The sequence below is a fragment of the Hansschlegelia sp. genome (assembly GCF_035538955.1).
Classification (GTDB): domain Bacteria; phylum Pseudomonadota; class Alphaproteobacteria; order Rhizobiales; family Methylopilaceae; genus Methylopila.
On the sequence record NZ_DATLJK010000009.1, the window covers coordinates 64,910 to 82,535 of the forward strand.

The window sequence follows — 17,626 nt, forward strand, 5'->3', positions numbered from 1 at the left end:
GTAACGGACTATGCCGTCGATCAGCGCCTTCATCCTCTGGCCGGACCTCGCCCAAAGCGAAGGGCGCGGCCGGGAGCGAGGCGCGCTGTGATCCGGCTGACCTCCGGCTGGTGGCGCCAAGTCAACCGCCACACAGTCCGCGCCGACGCGCTCGCCGGCCTTTTGGGCGCGCTACTGGTGCTGCCGCAGGGCATCGCCTTCGCGACGCTCGCGGGTCTTCCGCCGCAATACGGGCTCTACAGCGCGGTGGTGCCGACGATCGTGGCCGCCGCCTTCGGCTCGAGCCTGCACGTCGCCTCCGGCCCGACCAACGCGAACTCGCTCGCGCTGTTCGCCGCGATCAGTCCGCTCGCCGCCGTCGGCAGCCCGGAATACGTCACGCTCGTGCTGGCCGTCACCGTGATGGTCGGGATCATCCAGTTCGCGGTCGGCGCCTCGCGCCTCGGCGGGCTCACCGACTTCCTGTCGCCCTCCGTCCTGCTCGGCTTCATGAGCGGCGCGGCGATGCTGATCGCCTGCTACGCGCTGCCCGACGCCGCCGGCCTGCCGGCGCATAGCGGACGGGGGCCGTTCGCAGCGGCGGCCTCGGTCTTCACCGAGTGGCGCGGGATCAATCCGGCGGCGGCCGCGGTCGCGCTCGCGACGCTCGCCGTGACGCTCGGGGCCCGCGCGGTGTCGCGGCGTCTGCCCTTCATGCTGTTCGGCCTTGCGGCGGGCTGGATCGTCTCGGAGGCGCTGACCTTCTGGGGCGGACCGGAGGCGGTCGAGGTCATCGGCGCGATCCCGACCCCGATCCCGCCCTTCAGTGTGCCGCTGCCGCCGCTCGACAGCCTGCCGCATCTGGTGCCGATCGCCGGCGCGCTGGCGATCATCGCGCTTGGCCAGTCGGTGTCGATCGCCAAGGCGGTCGCCGCGCGCTCCGGCCAGCGGATCAACGTCAACCGCGAGTTCATCGGCCAGGGGCTGTCCAACATCGCGGGCGGCTTCTTCTCCTCCTATCTCTCCTGCGGCTCGCTCAACCGCTCGATGCCGAACCTGGAATCGGGCGCGCGGACGCCGCTTGCGGCGATGATGGCCTCCGGCTTCCTGATCATCATGGTGGCGATCGCCGCGCCGATCCTGCGCGACATTCCGACCGCCGCGATCGCTGCGCTGCTGCTCTACACGGCCTGGAGCCTGCTCGATCTCGGCCGCTTCGCGGAGATCGCGAAGCTCAGCCGGATCGAGTTCGCGGTCGCCTCAACCACCTTCGTGGCCATGCTGTTCCTGCCGTTCCACGTCGCGATCCTAATCGGCGTCGCGTTCTCGCTCGTCGCCTATCTGCACCGGACGTCGCACCCGAAGATCCTTGCGCTGGCGCCGGACCGCGACACCGAGATCGGGCGGTTCACGCCGCTCTCGCATCTCGCCGGGGCGGCCGAATGCCCGCAGCTCAAACTTCTGCGCATCGAAGGCGCAGCCTATTTCGGGGCCGCGCAATATGTCGGGGATCGTCTGCATGACCTGCGGACCAGGTCGCCGACGCAAAAGCACCTGCTGGTGATGTCGCGCAGCATGAACTTCATCGACCTCGCCGGCGCCGAGCTCTGGGAGAACGAGCTGAAGCGGCGCAGGCTGGTCGGCGGCGACCTCTACTTCCACAGGCCGCGTCAGGCGGTTCTGGACGTCTGGCGCAAGACCGGCTTCCTGAAGCGGCTCGGCGAAGACCACATTTTTCACTCGAAGGCCGACGCGATCGGGGCGATCTTCCGCAAGGTCGACCCGAAGATCTGCGCCGCCTGCCAGGCGCGGATTTTCAGGGAGTGCGGCGCGGGCTCGCCGACCTCGTTCTTCGACGCCAAGGGCGCCGGAAGCTACCGCGAAGACGAAGCGGTCGAGGCTGCGGCGCCCGCCGCCGGCTGAGTTTTCGCCGCGCCGAGAGATCCGGCCGCGTCTCATCGCGCCGTCGGCGGGCCGCCCATGAGCGGCGCCTAAGTCTAAGCTAATCCAGAATAGATCGCGCCAATAACGATTGGATCGTGGAGTGCGGGCTCTCACGCCGCGCGCACTCGTTAGGATTCATCTATTGATCAATTCGGAAAATGAAATAGCCGCTATCGGTCGCGCGCGGGAAGTATGTCGTGTCGCCTGCTCAGAGAGCGAGGCGTGCGTCAAGCGATTTACATGAATAAACTGATCGGAACAGCCGAATACTGAAAATCTAAATAGCGCCAGAATGGCGCTGGTTGACGCACAAAGCCTCCGATGATCACGGCGAAGGATAAGAAAAGGTAATGGAGGAAGCGAGCGCATGTCGATCAACACAGGCGCGATTGCGTTAGAACGACCTGAAGTCCAAGACATCATGGTCGATCGTCGGCCGGATGAGGATCCGGTCATCACGCCGGCGGCGCGCAACACCATCACGCTCGCGGCGACTCTCGGCTATCTGTTCGACGCCTATGCGATCAACATTTACGGCATGACTCTCGCGATGATCTCGCTGGAGTTCGGGACGAGCCTCCAGACCATGGGGTTGATCGGCTCGATCTTCATTGCGGGCTACATGCTCGGCAGCTGCGTGTTCGGCATGCTCGGCGATCGCTTCGGCCGGAAGAAGACGCTCGGCGTGTCGATCTTCGCCTATGGCAGCGTGACCGCGCTGACCGGCTTCGCCACCTCGCCGATCCAGTTCGCGATCGGCCGGTTCTTCACCGGCGTCGGCGGCGGCGGCGAGCTCACCGTCGGCGTGCCCTATGTCGTCGAGGCATGGGACACCAAGCGGCGCGGCCTCGGGGCGGGGCTGATGTTCGCCGGCTATTCGCTCGGCGTCGTCTACGCCGCGATCGTGTCCGCGCTGGTGTTCGACGCGTTCGGCTGGCGCGCGATGTACTTCCTGGCGGCGCTGCCGGCGGTCATCATCCTGTTCGTCCGGATGCAGCTCGAGGAGAGCCCTGCCTACACCGCCATGCTCGCGCGCCGCGAGCGCACCAAGGAGGAGCGAATCGCCTTCTGGCCGGCGCTGTGCGCCAGCCCGCAGCTTCGGCGCAATCTGCTGTGGGGCTCGCTGATCTACGTCTCGCTCGCCTGCATCTACTACGCCGAGACCGTGTTCGTGGTGCAGCTGATGGTCACCGTGCACCATCTGACGAACACCAACGCCGTCATCGTACTCGGCCTGTTCAACGTCTCGATGTTCGTGGCCTCGATCGCCGCCGGCATGTTGTCGGACCACGTCGGTCGCAAGCCCGCCGGCGCGATCCTGATCATCCTGCTGACCGCCTCGCTGTGGATGATGTTCTCCACTGCTTCCGTGCCGCTTTTCATCCTGTTCGGCTGTCTGGCCTTCGCGGGCATCGGCGGCTCCTGGGCGATCGGCATGGTCTATGTGGCCGAGCTGTTCCCCACCGAGGTGCGCGGCTCCGGCTTCGGCTGGTCGGTGGCGCTCGGCCGCTTCCCGTCGATCTTCGTTCCCGTCGCGGTGGCGTGGATCGCGGGCGTGGCGCCCGGCGGAATGGCCGACGCGATGAAGTATTCCTGCGTCGTCCTGGTCTGCGCCCTGGTGGCCTACATCTTCGGCCCCGAGACCCTGCAGAAGAAGCTGCGGCACCGCCGCTGACCTGCCCGGCGGCGGCCTCCGGGCCGCCGTTTATCCCCCCTTGCCAAAACGCCCGGCGGTTCCCGCCGGGCGTTTTTTGTTGGCTCCTCGCTCGGACGGAGGGCGGTCTTTCCCTCCCTCCAAGAGGGGAGGGTGAACGGGCGAAGCCCGGCCGGGTGGGGTGTTCAGGACAGAGCTCTACGCCCAAGGACCCCACCCGACCCCTCGCTCCGAAAGGGCCACCCTCCCCACGCTGCGCGTGAGGAGGGAGAAGAGAAGGGCTAGGCTTTTATTCCTTGACTTCTCGCCTCCCTCGTGCTCTGCTCCAACTGTCCTTTCCCGATAGGAAGGCGTGTCCGGACCGGCCGGCCATGCGGGGGAGGAGCGGCGCCTGCGCCTGCGAGCACCGGAGCTCGCGGTCCCGGGACGTCGGCTGCGGGCCTTGGCGGAAAGCTTCGGCTGGCCTCCGAGGATCATAGGCCGCCCGCCCCGCACTAGGACGGGGCCGCGCCATCGAGCGCCTTAAGGCGCGGGATGGGTTTTGGGCCCGAGGCGCCTCCCTGGAGGCGGCGAGGTCCAAAATCCGCAAAGGGACCGGCCTCTCACGAGGCTACGGGCCGCCCGCGGCCGGAGCGCGGCTTCCGCAGTCGTCGCCAAGCCGCCGCGCGTGGAGCGCCGGGCGACCGGCCAAATTACGCGTAAAACCACGGTGGTCCGGCGCTCCGCGCCTTCCGCTGTCGCTGTTTGAACCGGATGGATGAGATGCCGCCGTGGGACCCGGCGGATGGCGCACGCCTGCAGCGCGGCGCTTGAACGTCTCCCGTCATGCCCGCGCCTTCGCGGGTATCCACGACTTGGTCGTGTGACGTGCAGCGGAAAGCAAGTCGTGGATGCCCGCGAAGGCGGGCATGACGAGGGAGGGGATGGCGAGGGGCGGGGCCTGGCCGGGCGCCCGGCCAGGCTGAGGCCACGGACCGGCCGACCGGAGAGCGGCGCAAAAAAAAAAGGCCGGCGCGAGGGATCACGCCGGCCTTCAACTGAAGAAGGATGCGGAGGTCAGGCCGCCTTCTTGTTCGCCTTGCCGGCGAGGCCGAGGCCGAGCAGGCGGTCGGCGTTCTTCCAGGTCGCCTTCTCCCAGGCCTCGGGCGACAGGCCGAGGTTCCGGAAGTCTTCGACGCCCTGCTTCATCGGGCGGAACGGGTAGGAGCTGCCGAACAGGAACTGGTCGGCCATGAAGTGGTTGGCGGCCTCGACGTAGAGATTGCCGCCCGGGCAGAAGGTGTACATGTCGGGCGACACGAAGACGTTCTCGTTGCGGAACGCGACCGTCACGATCTCCCGCACGTTCGGGTAGAAGCCGTGGCAGCACACGATCGGCAGCTTGGGGAAGGTCTTGGCGACATTGTCGACCGCATAAGGGTCGTTGAGGCGCAGGTCAGGCGTGGTCGGGCCGGACATCACGAAGGCCGGGACGCCGAGCTGCTCGCAGACTTCATAGAGCGGCATCAGCCGGTAGTCGTCGGCGCGCAGCGGGGTGGCGTAGAAGCCGGCGTCGAGATTGAGCCCCTTCATGCCGAGCTTCTTGATGGCGCGGGTCGCCTCTTCGACGGCGGCTTCACGGCCGAGCTCGATCGGGTCGACGGAGGCGATCGGGACGAGACGCTTGCGGTTCGCGGCGGCGACCGCGGCGAGGTCGTCATTCGAGACGCGGACGCCCGGCACGCTGCGGGCGACCATTACGGCGACGCTGATGCCGGCGTCGTCCATTTCGCTGACGACGCCGTCCGCGTCCTTGGCGCGGGTGAAGTGTTCGATGTCGCGGCCGCCGACGCGCTTGTTGAGCCACTTGACCACTTCGAACTGCGGCGTATCCGGCTGCGCGCCGAAGAAGGCGTGAAGGAACGCCGGCCGGCTTCGCATGTCGACGACGGGCGTGTTCGTCGGATAGGCCTCGGACATATGTTTCGCTCCTGAGGGACGTTTCTGGTTGTTGTTGCGCGACGGCGCCGGCGCGTAGCCGCCGATCATCCGGCGACCGTCGGAACGACCATGTTCGGGAACGCCCAGCCGGTTTCGCTTCGCCACTATCCGCGCGCGCAAAGCCTCAAGGCCATTCGATTTTCTGCATCGTTTCATAGAAGGCGGTTATTCCCGCCGATGATCGACCGGGCCTGTGCGACAGATGAAAGGAAATATCCTGGTCAATGGATTGATAGACGCAAACGAATTTACAGTGGAAATCTGCGGCTCCACCCTGAGCTTTGGGCCGGCGCTCAAAGAACCGGCCATCAGGTTTTTGGGAGAGAACATTGCGCCCATTCGAATGGAGGCCGGTCGGCGAATACGATCCGAAGCGGCTCGCGGAGGCGAGGAACCAGCTTCTGAGCGCGACGCAGTGGCTGGCGCGGGTCGAGCGGAGCTACGCTGCGCCGAATGGCGAGGTGAGCCTGCGCTGGCTCGACGAACGCAACGTCATCTCGACGCATGATCTCGGCTCCGAGCTCGGCCTCGAGCTGAGCGTCGACGATCTCAAGATGCAGTTCACCGAAGCCGGAGCCCCGTCCGACCATGAGATCGACGTCGAGGAGAGGTCGCCGGCCCATGTCGAGGCCTGGCTGCTGATCGAGCTGCTGCATCGCGGCGTCGACCGCGAGCGGTTCTCCAAAGATCTGCCCTATGACAGCGTCGGCCTGCTCAACGGCGACGGCGTCGAGTTCTCGCCGGCCGAATACGAGCGCGAATTGCGGGCGCTCGACGCCCTGATGCGCAACGCCGCCCAGGCGATCCGGGCCGCCGCGCCCGGTGAGCAGGGTGACGCGCTGCGGGTGTCGCCGCGCGACCTGCGGGTTCAGGCTGCGGCGGACGGCCGGGTGCTCGGCTTCTCGCCGGGAGACGACATGATCCCGGAGCCGTTCTTCTTCGTGGCGGCGGCCGGCGAGCCCAACGGCGCGGCCAGCCCGCTCGCGGTCCTCCGGGCGTCGGAGATCCAGGAGTCCGACGCCGCCGACAGGGTCACCGCCTTTCTCAGGTCCGGCGGCCAGCCGACGACGCACTGAGCGTCGTCGGTGTCCGCGAAGGCCGCGCCGGCGACGTCAGGCCGGCAGGGGGACGGCGTCCTGCGCGACCTGGCGGCCGGCGTCGCTCGTGAAAGGCGCGAGCGACGGGCTGTCGGGCGTGATCTCCGCAAGGCGCGCGTCGAGACCGCCCTGCTTGTTCAACTTCTTGACCGCGCTGACCAGCGTCGCCGCCATCGGCGTCATGATCTCGCCCTCCGCCCAAAACAGGCAGACGTCCTGGCTGACCACCGGGTCGACCAGGCGCAGCGCCCGGGTGCCGCGATGGAGTCCGGGCATGTGGGTGAAGTGCGACGGGATGATCGTGCAGAGCCCCGCGAACTGGACCTGGAACATCAGGTGCAGGATCGACTCCGACTCCACCTTGGCCTCCGGCGCGCCGCCGACCTTCTCGAAGATCCGGTCGACGAAGCGGCGCTCATGCATGCCTTCGCGCAGCATCGCGAGCGGGAGCCCGGCCGCCTCCCGCCAGGTGATCTCCTCGCGGCCTTTGAACTCCGCGACGTCGGGGACCAGCAGGCTGAGGTTCTCCTTGTAGATCTTCAGCGTGTTGCGTCGTCCGAGCTCCGCCTGGTCGAAATAGGTGAGGGCGACGTCGAGGGTGAAATTGTTGAGTCCGGTTTTCATGGCGTCGTTGCCGAGAAACTGGACGTCCATGGCGACGTTCGGGTGCTGCTCGCGCACCATCTGCAGCAGAACCGGGAGGATCGGCGACATCGACGGCATCGCGCCCATGCGCAGCCGGCCGTGCAGGTTCTTCTGCATGGCCGCGACCTCGTCCCGCATCGCCTCGCAATTGGCGATGACGTTGCGCGCCCACTTCGCCACCCGGTCGCCCTCGGGGGTCAATCCACAGAAGCGCTGACCGCGACCTCGCAGAAAGATAGGCACGCCTATCTCAAGCTCGAGCTGCTTGATGCCGCAAGACAGGCTCGGCTGAGTGACGTTGCACTTCTGCGCCGCGCGGCCGAAGTGACCCTCTTCCACGACGGCCGTCAAATACTTGAACTGCCGAAGAAACATGGCGTGCTCCATCCCGGGATTTACCGGACGAAGACATCTCGACGTCCGGGCGGCCGCTGCCGGCTCTTTAAAATTAGTGTAGTTGAAGCCGCGCCGTACGCAATCCGATTGATCGGATCAATTATTGAAAGAAGCGAACGGATCGTTCGCGCGGCCAGATTTTCCCAGTTTCCCGCTCTGGTTGTTTCGCGGCCTTCAAGTCGAGCGCCGTCGCTCATCACGATGAGACTGCACAATGGATGAGCTTGCTCTCGCGGTAGGCGCAATCGGGCTGGTCGCGGGCGTGATGATCGGCTGCGTCGGCGTCGGCGGGGTGATCGTCGTGCCGGCCCTGGTCTACGGCCTCGGGCTCAGGATCCAGGACGCGATCGCCTCGGCCATGATGGGCTACATCCTGACCGGCCTGATCGGAACCGCGGTGTACGCCCGGGCGGGATCGATCCGCTGGTCGCTGGCGGGCTGGATCGCGGTCGGCGCCGCGCCGGGGGCGCTCGCCGGGGCCTGGGCGAGCAACGGCGTCGATCCGCGGCTGCTCGAGCTGCTGGTCGGGGCGCTCGCGCTCTGGTCGGGCGCAAACAGCCTGTTCGGCCGCCGCCAGCTGGGCGAGAGAGAGCGGCCGCTGCGGCCGCTCGAACTCGCCGCCGTGGGCGCGCTGACGGGGGTCCTGTCGGCGATGACCGGCACCGGAGGGCCGCTGGTGCTGGTGCCGATCCTGATCTCGCTGAGGCTTCCGCCGCTCGCCGCGGTCGGGCTGAGCCAGGCTGCGCAGATCCCGATCGCGGCGCTCGCGACCGTCGGCAACTTCGCCTATGGCGAGCCGGACGTCAGCATCGGGCTCGTGCTCGGGCTCAGCCTTGCGGCCGGAACATGGGGCGGCGCAAAGCTCGCGCATGCGCTGTCGCGCGAGGCGCTCGGGCGCGTCGCCTCGACCCTGCTGGTGGTGGTCGGCGTGCTGATCCTGACGCGGCTCGGCCTCAGGCAGTTCGCCTGAGGCCGCCACGTCGTCGCGATGTCGGGAAGGGGTCCGGCTTAGCCGAACTTGTCGTAGCGGATCGCCGAGGGGCTGAGACCGCCTTGCGTGATCAGCGTGCGCAGCGCCCCGTCGACCATCGGCGGCGGCCCGGCCACATAGGCGATCAGGTCGTCATAGCGGCCGGCCATCGCGCGGCCCGCCACCTCATGCACCATGCCGCTCGCAAGCTTCACGCCGGGATGGTCGGGATGGTCCGCGCCTGACGGATCCTCATGCGACAGCGCCAGCGTGACCTCGAGATTGCCTTGCGCCTCGGCGACCCGCTGGGCGAACTCCTGAAGGTAGAAGCCGTCCGCCAGAGTGCGGACCCCGAAGAACACGTAGCCCTTGCGGGTGCGGAAATGATCCGCCTCCGCGGCCGAGGCGAGGATCGACATCATGCCGGCGATGCCGGAGCCGCCGGCGATCATCAGCAGGTTCTTGTGCTCGTCGGCGTGGAAGGTCGCCCGGCCCAGCGGCCCGAACACCTTGACCTTGGCGCCCTCGGCGGTGGCGCCGAACAGCCAGTCGCCGAAGCCGCCGCTGGGCTTGCGCTTCACGACCAGCTCGATCCGATCGGCGGAGCGGGTGAAGTTCACCATCGAATAGGCCCGGGCGCCTTCGAGCCCCGGCGCCTCGACGACCACGAACTGCCCGGCGTCGAAATCCATCGGGGCCGACAACGCGACCTCGAAGCTGATGACGTCGCCGGTGAGCCTGCGGATGTTCTCCATCAGCCCCGTCCGATAGGCGGGAATCTGATGGCGCGCCGGCTTGGCGGCGACCTCGGCCGGCACCCGCAGCACGCAGTCGCCGACGGCGCGCGTCTGGCAGAGCAGCACGTCGCCCTTGTCGCGCTTCAGGCGCGCGGCGCCGGGAGCTTCCTCCCAGGCCACGTCGACCTCGCCGGTCATCACCCGCGCCCGGCAGGTTCCGCAGGTCCCCGTCGCGCATTCGTGCGGCAAGGTGAGCCCATGCCGCAGCCCGGCATAGAGCAGGGTCTCGCCCGGCGCGCAGTCGAAGCCGAACACGCCCGACTTGGTCTCGACCGAGACCGCGCAGTTTTCGCGGGCGAGCGTGGGCGCCGCGAGATCGTCAGCTCTTGCTAAAGAAGTCATCGTCCATGTCGTCTTCTTCTTCGAAGTCGTAGGTGAGCTCCTCGGCGATGAACGCCAGCAGCTTACCGTCCTCCTCCTTGAGCTCGTACGTCTTGAGCGGCTTCTCGGTCTCTCCGAGCAACTCGAGCGAGACCAGGTTCCAGGCCCAAAGGTGCTTGGTGCAGGTGAGCACGCAGTTGGCGATGACGCCGGACTCGTCCAGCGGCTCCTCCATATGCGGGCAGATCGGCGGGATCGCGCGGAAGCCGGAGCCGTAATTGGCGACCACGATCCGGATGTCGTTCGCGTCGACCAGCTTCAGGGAATTCGGCGCCACCTCGGCGGCGTCGCACAGATACGTCCAACTCATAAGGGCGCCTTTTGCTTGTGTGAGGTCGGCGGCCGGGCGTCGATCGGGGCGAGCGCCCGACGCCCGGCACAGCCGTCCGCCGCGGATACTGGCGACGGACTCACATTCAGATCGGCCAGTGGGAGCCCTTGTCCAGCCGCCGGTTCTCGAGCCGGGTCTCGCGGCTAGTGAACAGAGCCTGGCCGTTCTCGATGCGGAACGTGTCGTAATACTTTCCGACCAGGAACAGCCGGCTCTCGCCCGCGTCGATGTGCGAGTTGGTGCCGTCCAGCAGGTGCTGGAACACGATGAAGGCGCTGACGGCCTTGGCGGTGGCGCCGTCGTCGGCGACGTCGACCGTGTAGATGGTGGTGTGGCGCGTCAGCGGCGAATGGTCGGTGTTGTGCTTCGGCAGCAGGCGGATCAGCGCCTCGAGATCTTTGCGCGACCCGTGCAGATAGGTCATGTCGTAGTTGATCTCAGGGCTCCACGCCTTGATGTCGTAGACGAAGCTCGCGTCGCAGAGCGCGAGCCACTCGTCCCACTTCTGGGAGTCGAGCAGGATGGTGGCGCGGTAGATCGCATTCCGGACCGCGTCGGCGGCCTCGCGCGCCTGCGCGGGATCAAGCCCGCCGCTCAGCGGCGGCGCGGTCATCTCGGTCTGGATATCCATTGCGGTTCTCGTTTCCTCGCGGCGTGGAGGGCCTGATCGGCTCGGCGCGGCCGCGCCGATGGGCCTCTTCTCGTATTCTCGTAAAATGAGGAGGCCCGGCAGGAGAGGGGCAACCTGCCGGGCCTCCGTCGCCCGTCACTCGGCGGCGATCGCCGGCGCGTTGTAGGGCAGCTCGGGGTTGCTCGGCATCCGGTTCATCCACTTGCCCCACTCGTCGTAATAGTGGCGCATCCCGTTCTCGTCGTGGATGGTCTGGTTCTCCTGGCGGCCGTGAAGGATGCGGCGCGATTCCTGGCCGGGCCGCATGGTCGTGCCCTGGCCCTGAACGCCGATCAGATCTTCATGCAGGTTGCGGCCGAACGGACCCCAGATCGAGTTGTGATGGTTGATCCGGGTCTGGCGCTCTTCCGGCGTGTCGCTCTTGAGGCCAAGGCCGCGGAACTCGATCATCACCTTATTCGGTCCGAGCGGCGTGACGACGTCGCAGCGGAGCGCGGACCCGCGCAGATTGAAGTTCATGCCCGGGAACAGGTCGATCATGTACCACTGGTTCGGCGGCAGATGCGGGAAGGAAAGACCCGCCCGGCTCTCGAAGCCTTCGTACTGGTCGTAGTTCACCTCGAAGGTGCCGACCACGATGTGCCCGTGCTCGAAGGACTCGTTCTTGCGCGCGAAGTAGGCGTCGTTAAAGCCGGTCACGCGGTTATGGTAGTGCATGAAGTCATGATAGAACTCGCAGTTCGTATCATGCCAGAGCTTGTAGTTCGTATCGACGATCGCCTTGTGATAGTGGAACACCTCCATCGGCTCGGCTTCGAGCGTCTTGCGGAGGCACTGGAAGGGCTCGCCGGCCCAATCCTCGAGCGAGATCGGATTGTCGTCGAGGTTGACCCACACGAAGCCGCCGAACTTCACCTCGCAACGCAGACGCCGCAGACCGACGCTCTCCTTCGGGAGCCGGTCCTGGTAGCCTTCCTTCTCGCGGCTGATGTAGACGCAGTTCCCCTTCATATCGAACTGCCATGCATGGAACATGCACGTCATCCGCTTCGGGTTTCCGGACGGCTGGCCCTCATAGAAGCTGCCGGAGGGGCGGCGCTCGATCAACATGCCGCGATGGGGACAGACGTTGAGGAAGGCGCGGATCTCATTGTCCGGTCCGCGCGTCACGATGATCGGCTCGTTGGCGATGCTCGTGGTGCGGAAGTCGTACGGCTTCGGCAGCTCCGACTCGTGACAGACCGGCACCCACGCCTTCTTGAAGATCTTCTCGATCTCCTCGTCGAAGATCTCCTGATCCGTATAGACGCGGCTGTCGACCCACTCGCCCTTCTGCAGGGGCGGAGTGGCCATCCACTGGGTGTGATTCCTCGCTGGCATCGGCGCTTCCTCTGCTCGTTTTTTGTACCGGCGACGCTTGGGCCCCGCCGTGCGGTTACCGCTCCGCTTCGGTGCGTGGACGAACGATCGCCGGGAGAATTCGATTGGCCAAATGAAAGGTTCTTATTGTTTGATAGATACCGGCTTTGCCGCCTCCTCCTCTGCGCACGTCGCCGGGGGTCGCGAGCGGCTGCCGACAAAATAGGCCGGCTGCATTTCTACCCCCCGCACGATAGCGCTATCCTATCACTCCATTTGAAGTAACAATTTTACAGCGGAGGCGCGGCGGCGTGCCATCGTCTCGAGGCGAGCAATGGCGCGTCTCCAACGCAAAAAGCTCTGCCGGACAAGATCCGCACAAAGCGGACACGTCAACCAACGGCCGAGCGTTCCTGGGAGGGAACATGGCCAGCACCAGAGCATCGGCGATGCTCGTCGCAGCCCTTGCGGCGGCGACGATGACGGCGTCCACCGCGGCGAACGCGGAAATGAGCTTCGGCAAGCCCGGCGAGAAGGTCGACCTGGTGGTCGGCTATCAGCCCTATTACACCGCGTCGTGGTCCGGCGTGGTCAACAACGGCAAGGGCTTCTGGAAGAAATATCTGCCTGAAGGCTCGACGGCGACGTTCCAGATCGGGCTGCAGGGCGCCGTTATCGTGAACGCGATGACCGGCGAGAAGCAGCACATCGGCTATGTCGGCGACATGCCGGCGATCGCCGCGACCTTCCGCAACCTGCGCGACCGCGGCGGCACCGACCTGCGCATCGTGGCGGCGCTCGGCACGTCCGAGCAGCAGTGCAACATCATGCTCGTCCGCAACGACGCGCCTGACTTCAAGGACGGCAAGGAAGCGGTCAAGTGGCTCGGCGGCAAGCAGACCTCCGCCCCGCAGGGCGCCTGCTCCGACCGCTTCGCGCGGCTCGCCTTTGAACAGACCGGCACCAAGCCTGCGACCTACCTCAACCAGAACGTCGAGGTGATCACCACCAACTTCCGCGCCGGCAAGCTCGATGGCGCGACGGTGTGGGAGCCGACGGCGTCGAAGATCGAAATGACCGGGCTCGCCAAGCGGGTCGCGACCGGCCGTGACTTCAACGCGATCGACGGCGCCTTCCTGGTCATGGCGAACGATCTCATCAAGCAGCGGCCGGACGTCGTGAAGGCCTGGCTCGAATCCGAGATCGACGCTCAGCTGTTCATGGCGGACATGAAGAACGCCGACGAGGTCGCGCAGCTCGCCGAGTCGCAGACCGAGCGGATGGATCGCAAGATCCTGTGGACCGCGCTTTACGGCGCCGCCTCCCCGAAGGACGTCGGCTCGACCAAGCTGCAGTTCGACTTCATTGTCACCGACCGCGTGCACAAGCTGCTCGACGACGCGACGGCCTTCCTGAACACGCTGCCGGCCAAGCCTGCGGCCGAGCCGAAGATCCGCGAAGGCGGCGTCGACGACTCGATCGCAAGGGAAGTGCTCGCCGGCCGCGGGCTCCAGAGCCCGATCGGCGTCATCACCGCGCAGGCCGCCGCGGATTCCAAGGCGAACTGACGATCAGTCCGCGGGCGCTCCGGCGCCCGCGTCGCCCCCTGACCGCCTGAGAGGAAAGCAAGATGAGCGTACTCGCCGATGACGCTTTCGCCACCGGCCAACGGCCCGCCCAGGCGCCGCGACGGCAGCCGACGGGCTTCGCCCTCCTGGCGTATCGCATAAACAAAGGGTTCCGGTCCCCCACGCCTTACCTGATGCTGCTCGGCATCGGCCTGTGGATTTTCGCCTACTGGCTGCTGTGCGAAGGTCTTCAGCTGCCAAGATTCGAGAAGATCCCCGGTCCGGTCACCATTCTCTCCGACTGGCTGTCGACCGAGCCGCGGCAGGGCACCTCGATCTTCACGCCCGTCTACTATGAACACATCTATGTGAGCTGCCGGCGGATCGCGATCGCCTTCTTCCTCGCGACGCTGCTCGGCGTGCCGCTCGGCCTTCTGATGGGCTGGTCGAAGACGATCAAGGACTACACCTTCCCGGTTCTCGAGACGCTGCGCCCGATCCCGATCATGGCGTGGGTGCCGCTCGCGATCCTGATGTTCTCGGGCTACGAGACGCCCGTCATCTTCCTCGCGACGCTCGCCTCGTTCTTCGCCACGACCCTCAACACCATGCTGGGCGTGCAGTCGATCGACGAATCCTACTTCCGCGCCGCGGGCTGCCTCGGCTCCAAGAAGTGGGACGTGTTCCGCCATGTGGTGGTGCCGGGCGCATTGCCTTTCATCTTCACGGGTCTGCAGATCAGCGTCGGCGTCGCCTGGTTCTCGCTGGTCGCGGCCGAGATGGTCTCGGGCGACTTCGGCCTCGGCTACCTGATCCTGTCTTCATACGTGAACAGCGTCACCGTCCCGATGGTGATCGGCATGCTCACGCTCGGCTTCGTCGGCTGGTTCTCCTCGGCGCTGGTGCGCTGGGTCGGCAACCGGCTGATGCAGTGGCACGTCAAAGCGCTCGCGATGCAGGGCCGGTGAGGAGATGACGATGCAAAGCGAGTTCAACCGGGCCGGCGCCGCCACCTCCAAGGGCGCGATCAGCATCCGCAACGTCACCAAGGTCTATGATCCCGACGGGGCGCAGGTGATGGCGGTGGACAACTGCTCCATGGAGATCGCGCCTGGCGAGGTCTGCATGATCGTCGGCCCGTCGGGCTGCGGGAAGACGACGTTGCTGAACGCGATCGCCGGCTTCCACTCGATCACCGGCGGCGAGATCCTGCTCGACGGCGTGCCGCTCTGCGGCGCCAAGAAGCCGCTCGCTGACCAGGGCTCGGATCGCATCGTCGTGTTCCAGAACGGCGCGCTGTTCCCCTGGAAGACGCTGGCGGAAAACGTCGCCTACGGGCCGATGGTGCAGGGCCGCTGGCCAAAGGCCGAGTGCATCGAGCGGGCTCGGACCGCCCTCCAGGAGGCGGGGCTTGGCGCGGTCGCAGACAAATATCCGGGCGAAGTTTCGTCCGGAATGGCGCGCCGCGCCGAAATCGTCCGCGCCCTGATCAATGAGCCCAAGGTTCTGCTGCTCGACGAGCCCTATCGGGCGATGGACGCTCTGACCAAGCAGATCATGCACGAAGCTCTGCTCGAGATGTACGATCGGACGAAAGTCACGATCTACTTCATCACGCATGATCTCGAGGAGGCGATCTTCCTCGGCGACCGGGTCTACGTCATGACGACGCGGCCCTGCCGGGTGAAGAAGGTGATCGATATCAACCTGCCGCGTCCGCGCGACTACCACACGCTGACGTCGGAGGCCTTCCGCCTGCTGGTGCAGGAGGCGGACGAGGCCGTCCACGAAGAGGCGATCAAGGCCTTCCAGGCGGGCGAGCGCGAGATGGCCTGAGCGGCCTGAGCCCCAGCCATCCAGCGCTTTATCCAAGGATAAAAGAAATGAGCGCCGTCACGACCCTCGACCCTGCCGCCCCGCCGCCTCCCGCCTTCCGGCGCCGCTCGAAGCTGGAGCGCACCCTCTCGAACGCCGCGTTCTGGCGGGGGCTCGTGGGGCTCCTCGTCTTCCTGCTGATCTGGCAGGCCGGCGGATTCCTCCACACCTCGCTAGGGCTCGAGGTGCCGTTCTTTAGCAAACTGCCGGCGCCGACCGCCGTCGCGGGAGCGGCGTCCGAGGTGGTGGTGCAGTCCGGCTACTGGATGAGCTGGGTTGAGAGCGTCAAGCGCGTCATGGCCGGCTTCCTGATCGCCCAGCTGATCGGCATCCCGTTCGGCCTGGCGCTCGCGGTCAACAAGTACTTCCGCGACATCTTCTTCCCGCCCTTCGAGATCCTGCGGCCGATCCCGCCGCTGGCGTGGGTCCCGGCGGCGCTGATCTTCTGGCCGACGAATGAGATGTCGATCATCTTCGTCACGTTCCTGGGCGCCTTCTTCACGATCGTGATCAACGTGCTCGGCGGCGCCCGGACGATCGACGTCCGCTACCTCCGCGCGGCGCAGTCGATGGGCGCCAATCAGTGGCACCTGTTCTCGCGCATCATCCTGCCCGGCACGCTGCCCTCGATCTTCACTGGCGCGGCGGTCGGCATGGGCATCACCTGGAACGTGGTGCTGGCGGCCGAGATGGTCTCGGGCGGCGGATCGCAGTCCGGCGGCGGCTTGGGCTTCTTCATCTGGAGCTCCTACATGGGCGGCTCCATGGAGCACATCATCGTCGGGATGATCTCGATCGGCATCGCGGGCTATCTCTCGAGCGCCCTCATCCGCCTCATCGGCGAACGCGTCATGCCCTGGCGGCGCGCCTTCTGAGCGTCCGCGCCCGTCATTCTCCAGGAGTTCGACCCATGGTCACGACCGTTCCGCCGTCCGCCATCGACGTCACCGACACCGCCACCGGCAAGAGCCGCGTAGAACTCAAGAACGTCTCGCGCGGCTTCGGCGACGAGTGGGATCGCGAGGAGGTCATCAAGAACCTGACCTTCGAGATCAAGCCCGGCGACCTCACCTGCATCGTCGGTCCCTCGGGCTGCGGCAAGTCCACGATCGTCAACCTGGTCGCAGGCTACGACACGCCGGAGTCCGGAGAGATCCTGCTGAACGGCAGCCCCGTCAGGGGGCCGGGCAAGGACCGGATGGTGGTGTTCCAGGAAACGGCGCTGATGCCGTGGCAGACCACCTATGACAATGTCGTGTTCGGGCCGCTACTGCGCGGCGAGGGGACGCGCGCCGAGATCGACAAGGAGGCGCGGCGGCTGCTCGACCGCGTCGGCCTCGGGGATTTCAAGAAGAAATATCCCTCGCAATTGTCCGGCGGCATGCAGCGGCGCGCGGAGCTCGCGCGGGCGCTGATCAACAAGCCGCTGCTCCTGATCATGGACGAGCCGTTCCGCGGGCTGGACGCGATGTCCCGACCGCTGATGCAGGAGTTCTTCCTGCGGCTTTTCGAGGAGAACCGGCGCACCAATCTGTTCGTCACCTCGGAGATCGAAGAAGCTATCTTCCTGGCCGACCGCCTGATCGTGCTGTCGAACCGGCCCGCACAGGTGCGGGCCATCATTGAGATTCCGCTGCCGCGGCCGCGCCAGTTCCACATGATGAGCTCGCCGGAAGTGTTCGAGATCAAGAAGCAGGCGCTCGAAATCCTCCACGAGGAAGCGATGAAGAGCTTCCGCGGGCAGGCGATGCGCGGCGACCAGAGCCGAGCCCAGGCCCATCCGTGATGAAGCTCGGCTTGGGATCGCGATGAGCGTTCTCGGTCTCTTCCTGACGCGCGAGGCGATCATCACCGCTGCGATCTGCGGCGCTCTCCTGAGCGCCGCAGGTTCGTTCCGGGCGGGCCGGACCGGTCCGGGCGGCGTTCTGGTCAAGACCGGATACGCGTTGACCGGCGTCAGCATGCTGCTGATGATCATCACGGGATTCGTATCCGGCCGCTGACGGCGAGTAGGCGTTG

General features: G+C 66.3%; 16 protein-coding genes. 10 read left to right on the plus strand and 6 right to left on the minus strand.

Features of this window, described 5'->3' with window-relative positions; genetic code table 11:
• The first annotated feature begins 87 nt into the window (after positions 1 to 87).
• Both VM780_RS04865 and VM780_RS04870 read left to right on the plus strand, forming a co-directional pair.
• Complete coding sequence (locus VM780_RS04865; RefSeq protein ID WP_325445702.1) at positions 88 to 1,902, plus strand: SulP family inorganic anion transporter; 1,815 nt, start codon at positions 88 to 90, stop codon at positions 1,900 to 1,902.
• Positions 1,903 to 2,344: 442 nt separating this feature from the next.
• Positions 2,345 to 3,598, plus strand: coding sequence for an MFS transporter (locus tag VM780_RS04870; RefSeq protein WP_325445704.1), 1,254 nt, complete (start codon positions 2,345 to 2,347; stop codon positions 3,596 to 3,598).
• A 1,035-nt stretch (positions 3,599 to 4,633) separates the two neighbouring features.
• Here the strand turns inward: VM780_RS04870 and VM780_RS04875 are convergent.
• Positions 4,634 to 5,536, minus strand: coding sequence for an amidohydrolase family protein (locus VM780_RS04875; protein ID WP_325445706.1), 903 nt, complete (start codon positions 5,534 to 5,536; stop codon positions 4,634 to 4,636).
• A 350-nt stretch (positions 5,537 to 5,886) separates the two neighbouring features.
• Between VM780_RS04875 and VM780_RS04880 the strand changes: the two genes are divergently transcribed.
• Positions 5,887 to 6,633 carry a hypothetical protein gene (locus VM780_RS04880; protein WP_325445708.1) on the plus strand — a complete coding sequence of 249 codons (747 nt, stop codon included), beginning with the start codon at positions 5,887 to 5,889 and terminating at the stop codon, positions 6,631 to 6,633.
• A gap of 36 nt (positions 6,634 to 6,669) precedes the next feature.
• On the opposite strand, the gene VM780_RS04885 is transcribed toward VM780_RS04880, so the two are convergent.
• Complete coding sequence (locus VM780_RS04885; protein ID WP_325445710.1) at positions 6,670 to 7,674, minus strand: LysR family transcriptional regulator; 1,005 nt, start codon at positions 7,672 to 7,674, stop codon at positions 6,670 to 6,672.
• Positions 7,675 to 7,909: 235 nt separating this feature from the next.
• Here VM780_RS04885 and VM780_RS04890 point away from each other — a divergent pair, with 235 nt between their 5' ends.
• On the plus strand, positions 7,910 to 8,665 hold the full coding sequence (locus VM780_RS04890) for a sulfite exporter TauE/SafE family protein (RefSeq protein WP_325445712.1): 756 nt from the start codon (positions 7,910 to 7,912) through the stop codon (positions 8,663 to 8,665).
• Between the two features lie 38 nt (positions 8,666 to 8,703).
• Here VM780_RS04890 and VM780_RS04895 read toward each other — a convergent pair whose 3' ends face one another.
• The 4 genes from VM780_RS04895 to VM780_RS04910 form a co-directional block, all read right to left on the minus strand.
• Positions 8,704 to 9,804: a 2Fe-2S iron-sulfur cluster-binding protein gene (locus tag VM780_RS04895; RefSeq protein WP_325445714.1), complete on the minus strand. Its 1,101-nt coding sequence runs from the start codon at positions 9,802 to 9,804 to the stop codon at positions 8,704 to 8,706.
• Positions 9,782 to 10,153 carry a Rieske 2Fe-2S domain-containing protein gene (locus VM780_RS04900; RefSeq protein WP_325445716.1) on the minus strand — a complete coding sequence of 124 codons (372 nt, stop codon included), beginning with the start codon at positions 10,151 to 10,153 and terminating at the stop codon, positions 9,782 to 9,784. Before VM780_RS04900 ends, VM780_RS04895 begins: the two co-directional genes overlap by 23 nt.
• 106 nt (positions 10,154 to 10,259) lie before the next feature.
• Complete coding sequence (locus VM780_RS04905) at positions 10,260 to 10,805, minus strand: nuclear transport factor 2 family protein (protein WP_325445718.1); 546 nt, start codon at positions 10,803 to 10,805, stop codon at positions 10,260 to 10,262.
• Positions 10,806 to 10,940: 135 nt separating this feature from the next.
• Entirely contained in the window at positions 10,941 to 12,158 is a 1,218-nt protein-coding gene (locus VM780_RS04910) for an aromatic ring-hydroxylating dioxygenase subunit alpha (RefSeq protein WP_325445720.1), read from the minus strand.
• 431 nt (positions 12,159 to 12,589) lie between these two features.
• Between VM780_RS04910 and VM780_RS04915 the strand changes: the two genes are divergently transcribed.
• From VM780_RS04915 to VM780_RS04940, 6 genes are all read left to right on the plus strand, one after another.
• A complete protein-coding gene (locus VM780_RS04915) occupies positions 12,590 to 13,732 on the plus strand; it encodes an ABC transporter substrate-binding protein (protein ID WP_325445722.1) in 1,143 nt (380 codons plus the stop codon).
• Positions 13,733 to 13,794: 62 nt separating this feature from the next.
• On the plus strand, positions 13,795 to 14,700 hold the full coding sequence (locus VM780_RS04920; RefSeq protein WP_325445724.1) for an ABC transporter permease: 906 nt from the start codon (positions 13,795 to 13,797) through the stop codon (positions 14,698 to 14,700).
• A gap of 10 nt (positions 14,701 to 14,710) precedes the next feature.
• Complete coding sequence (locus VM780_RS04925) at positions 14,711 to 15,568, plus strand: ABC transporter ATP-binding protein (protein ID WP_325445726.1); 858 nt, start codon at positions 14,711 to 14,713, stop codon at positions 15,566 to 15,568.
• A gap of 47 nt (positions 15,569 to 15,615) precedes the next feature.
• A complete protein-coding gene (locus tag VM780_RS04930; RefSeq protein ID WP_325445728.1) occupies positions 15,616 to 16,482 on the plus strand; it encodes an ABC transporter permease in 867 nt (288 codons plus the stop codon).
• A gap of 35 nt (positions 16,483 to 16,517) precedes the next feature.
• The gene (locus tag VM780_RS04935; protein WP_325445730.1) at positions 16,518 to 17,393 is read left to right on the plus strand and encodes an ABC transporter ATP-binding protein; all 876 of its coding nucleotides are present in this window, start codon (positions 16,518 to 16,520) and stop codon (positions 17,391 to 17,393) included.
• A 22-nt stretch (positions 17,394 to 17,415) separates the two neighbouring features.
• Positions 17,416 to 17,610 carry a hypothetical protein gene (locus VM780_RS04940; RefSeq protein ID WP_325445732.1) on the plus strand — a complete coding sequence of 65 codons (195 nt, stop codon included), beginning with the start codon at positions 17,416 to 17,418 and terminating at the stop codon, positions 17,608 to 17,610.
• Positions 17,611 to 17,626 lie beyond the last annotated feature (16 nt).

Excerpts from the sequence above, each read along its gene's own strand:
- VM780_RS04940 (WP_325445732.1), top strand. The coding sequence starts at position 17,416 with ATGAGCGTTCTCGGTCTCTTCCTGACGCGCGAGGCGATCATCACCGCT.
- VM780_RS04935 (WP_325445730.1), top strand. The coding sequence starts at position 16,518 with ATGGTCACGACCGTTCCGCCGTCCGCCATCGACGTCACCGACACCGCC.
- VM780_RS04885 (WP_325445710.1), bottom strand. The coding sequence starts at position 7,674 with ATGTTTCTTCGGCAGTTCAAGTATTTGACGGCCGTCGTGGAAGAGGGT.
- VM780_RS04870 (WP_325445704.1), top strand. The coding sequence starts at position 2,345 with ATGGTCGATCGTCGGCCGGATGAGGATCCGGTCATCACGCCGGCGGCG.
- VM780_RS04890 (WP_325445712.1), top strand. The coding sequence starts at position 7,910 with ATGGATGAGCTTGCTCTCGCGGTAGGCGCAATCGGGCTGGTCGCGGGC.
- VM780_RS04915 (WP_325445722.1), top strand. The coding sequence starts at position 12,590 with ATGGCCAGCACCAGAGCATCGGCGATGCTCGTCGCAGCCCTTGCGGCG.
- VM780_RS04910 (WP_325445720.1), bottom strand. The coding sequence starts at position 12,158 with ATGGCCACTCCGCCCCTGCAGAAGGGCGAGTGGGTCGACAGCCGCGTC.
- VM780_RS04895 (WP_325445714.1), bottom strand. The coding sequence starts at position 9,804 with ATGACTTCTTTAGCAAGAGCTGACGATCTCGCGGCGCCCACGCTCGCC.
- VM780_RS04920 (WP_325445724.1), top strand. The coding sequence starts at position 13,795 with ATGAGCGTACTCGCCGATGACGCTTTCGCCACCGGCCAACGGCCCGCC.
- VM780_RS04875 (WP_325445706.1), bottom strand. The coding sequence starts at position 5,536 with ATGTCCGAGGCCTATCCGACGAACACGCCCGTCGTCGACATGCGAAGC.
- VM780_RS04930 (WP_325445728.1), top strand. The coding sequence starts at position 15,616 with ATGAGCGCCGTCACGACCCTCGACCCTGCCGCCCCGCCGCCTCCCGCC.
- VM780_RS04925 (WP_325445726.1), top strand. The coding sequence starts at position 14,711 with ATGCAAAGCGAGTTCAACCGGGCCGGCGCCGCCACCTCCAAGGGCGCG.
- VM780_RS04900 (WP_325445716.1), bottom strand. The coding sequence starts at position 10,153 with ATGAGTTGGACGTATCTGTGCGACGCCGCCGAGGTGGCGCCGAATTCC.
- VM780_RS04905 (WP_325445718.1), bottom strand. The coding sequence starts at position 10,805 with ATGGATATCCAGACCGAGATGACCGCGCCGCCGCTGAGCGGCGGGCTT.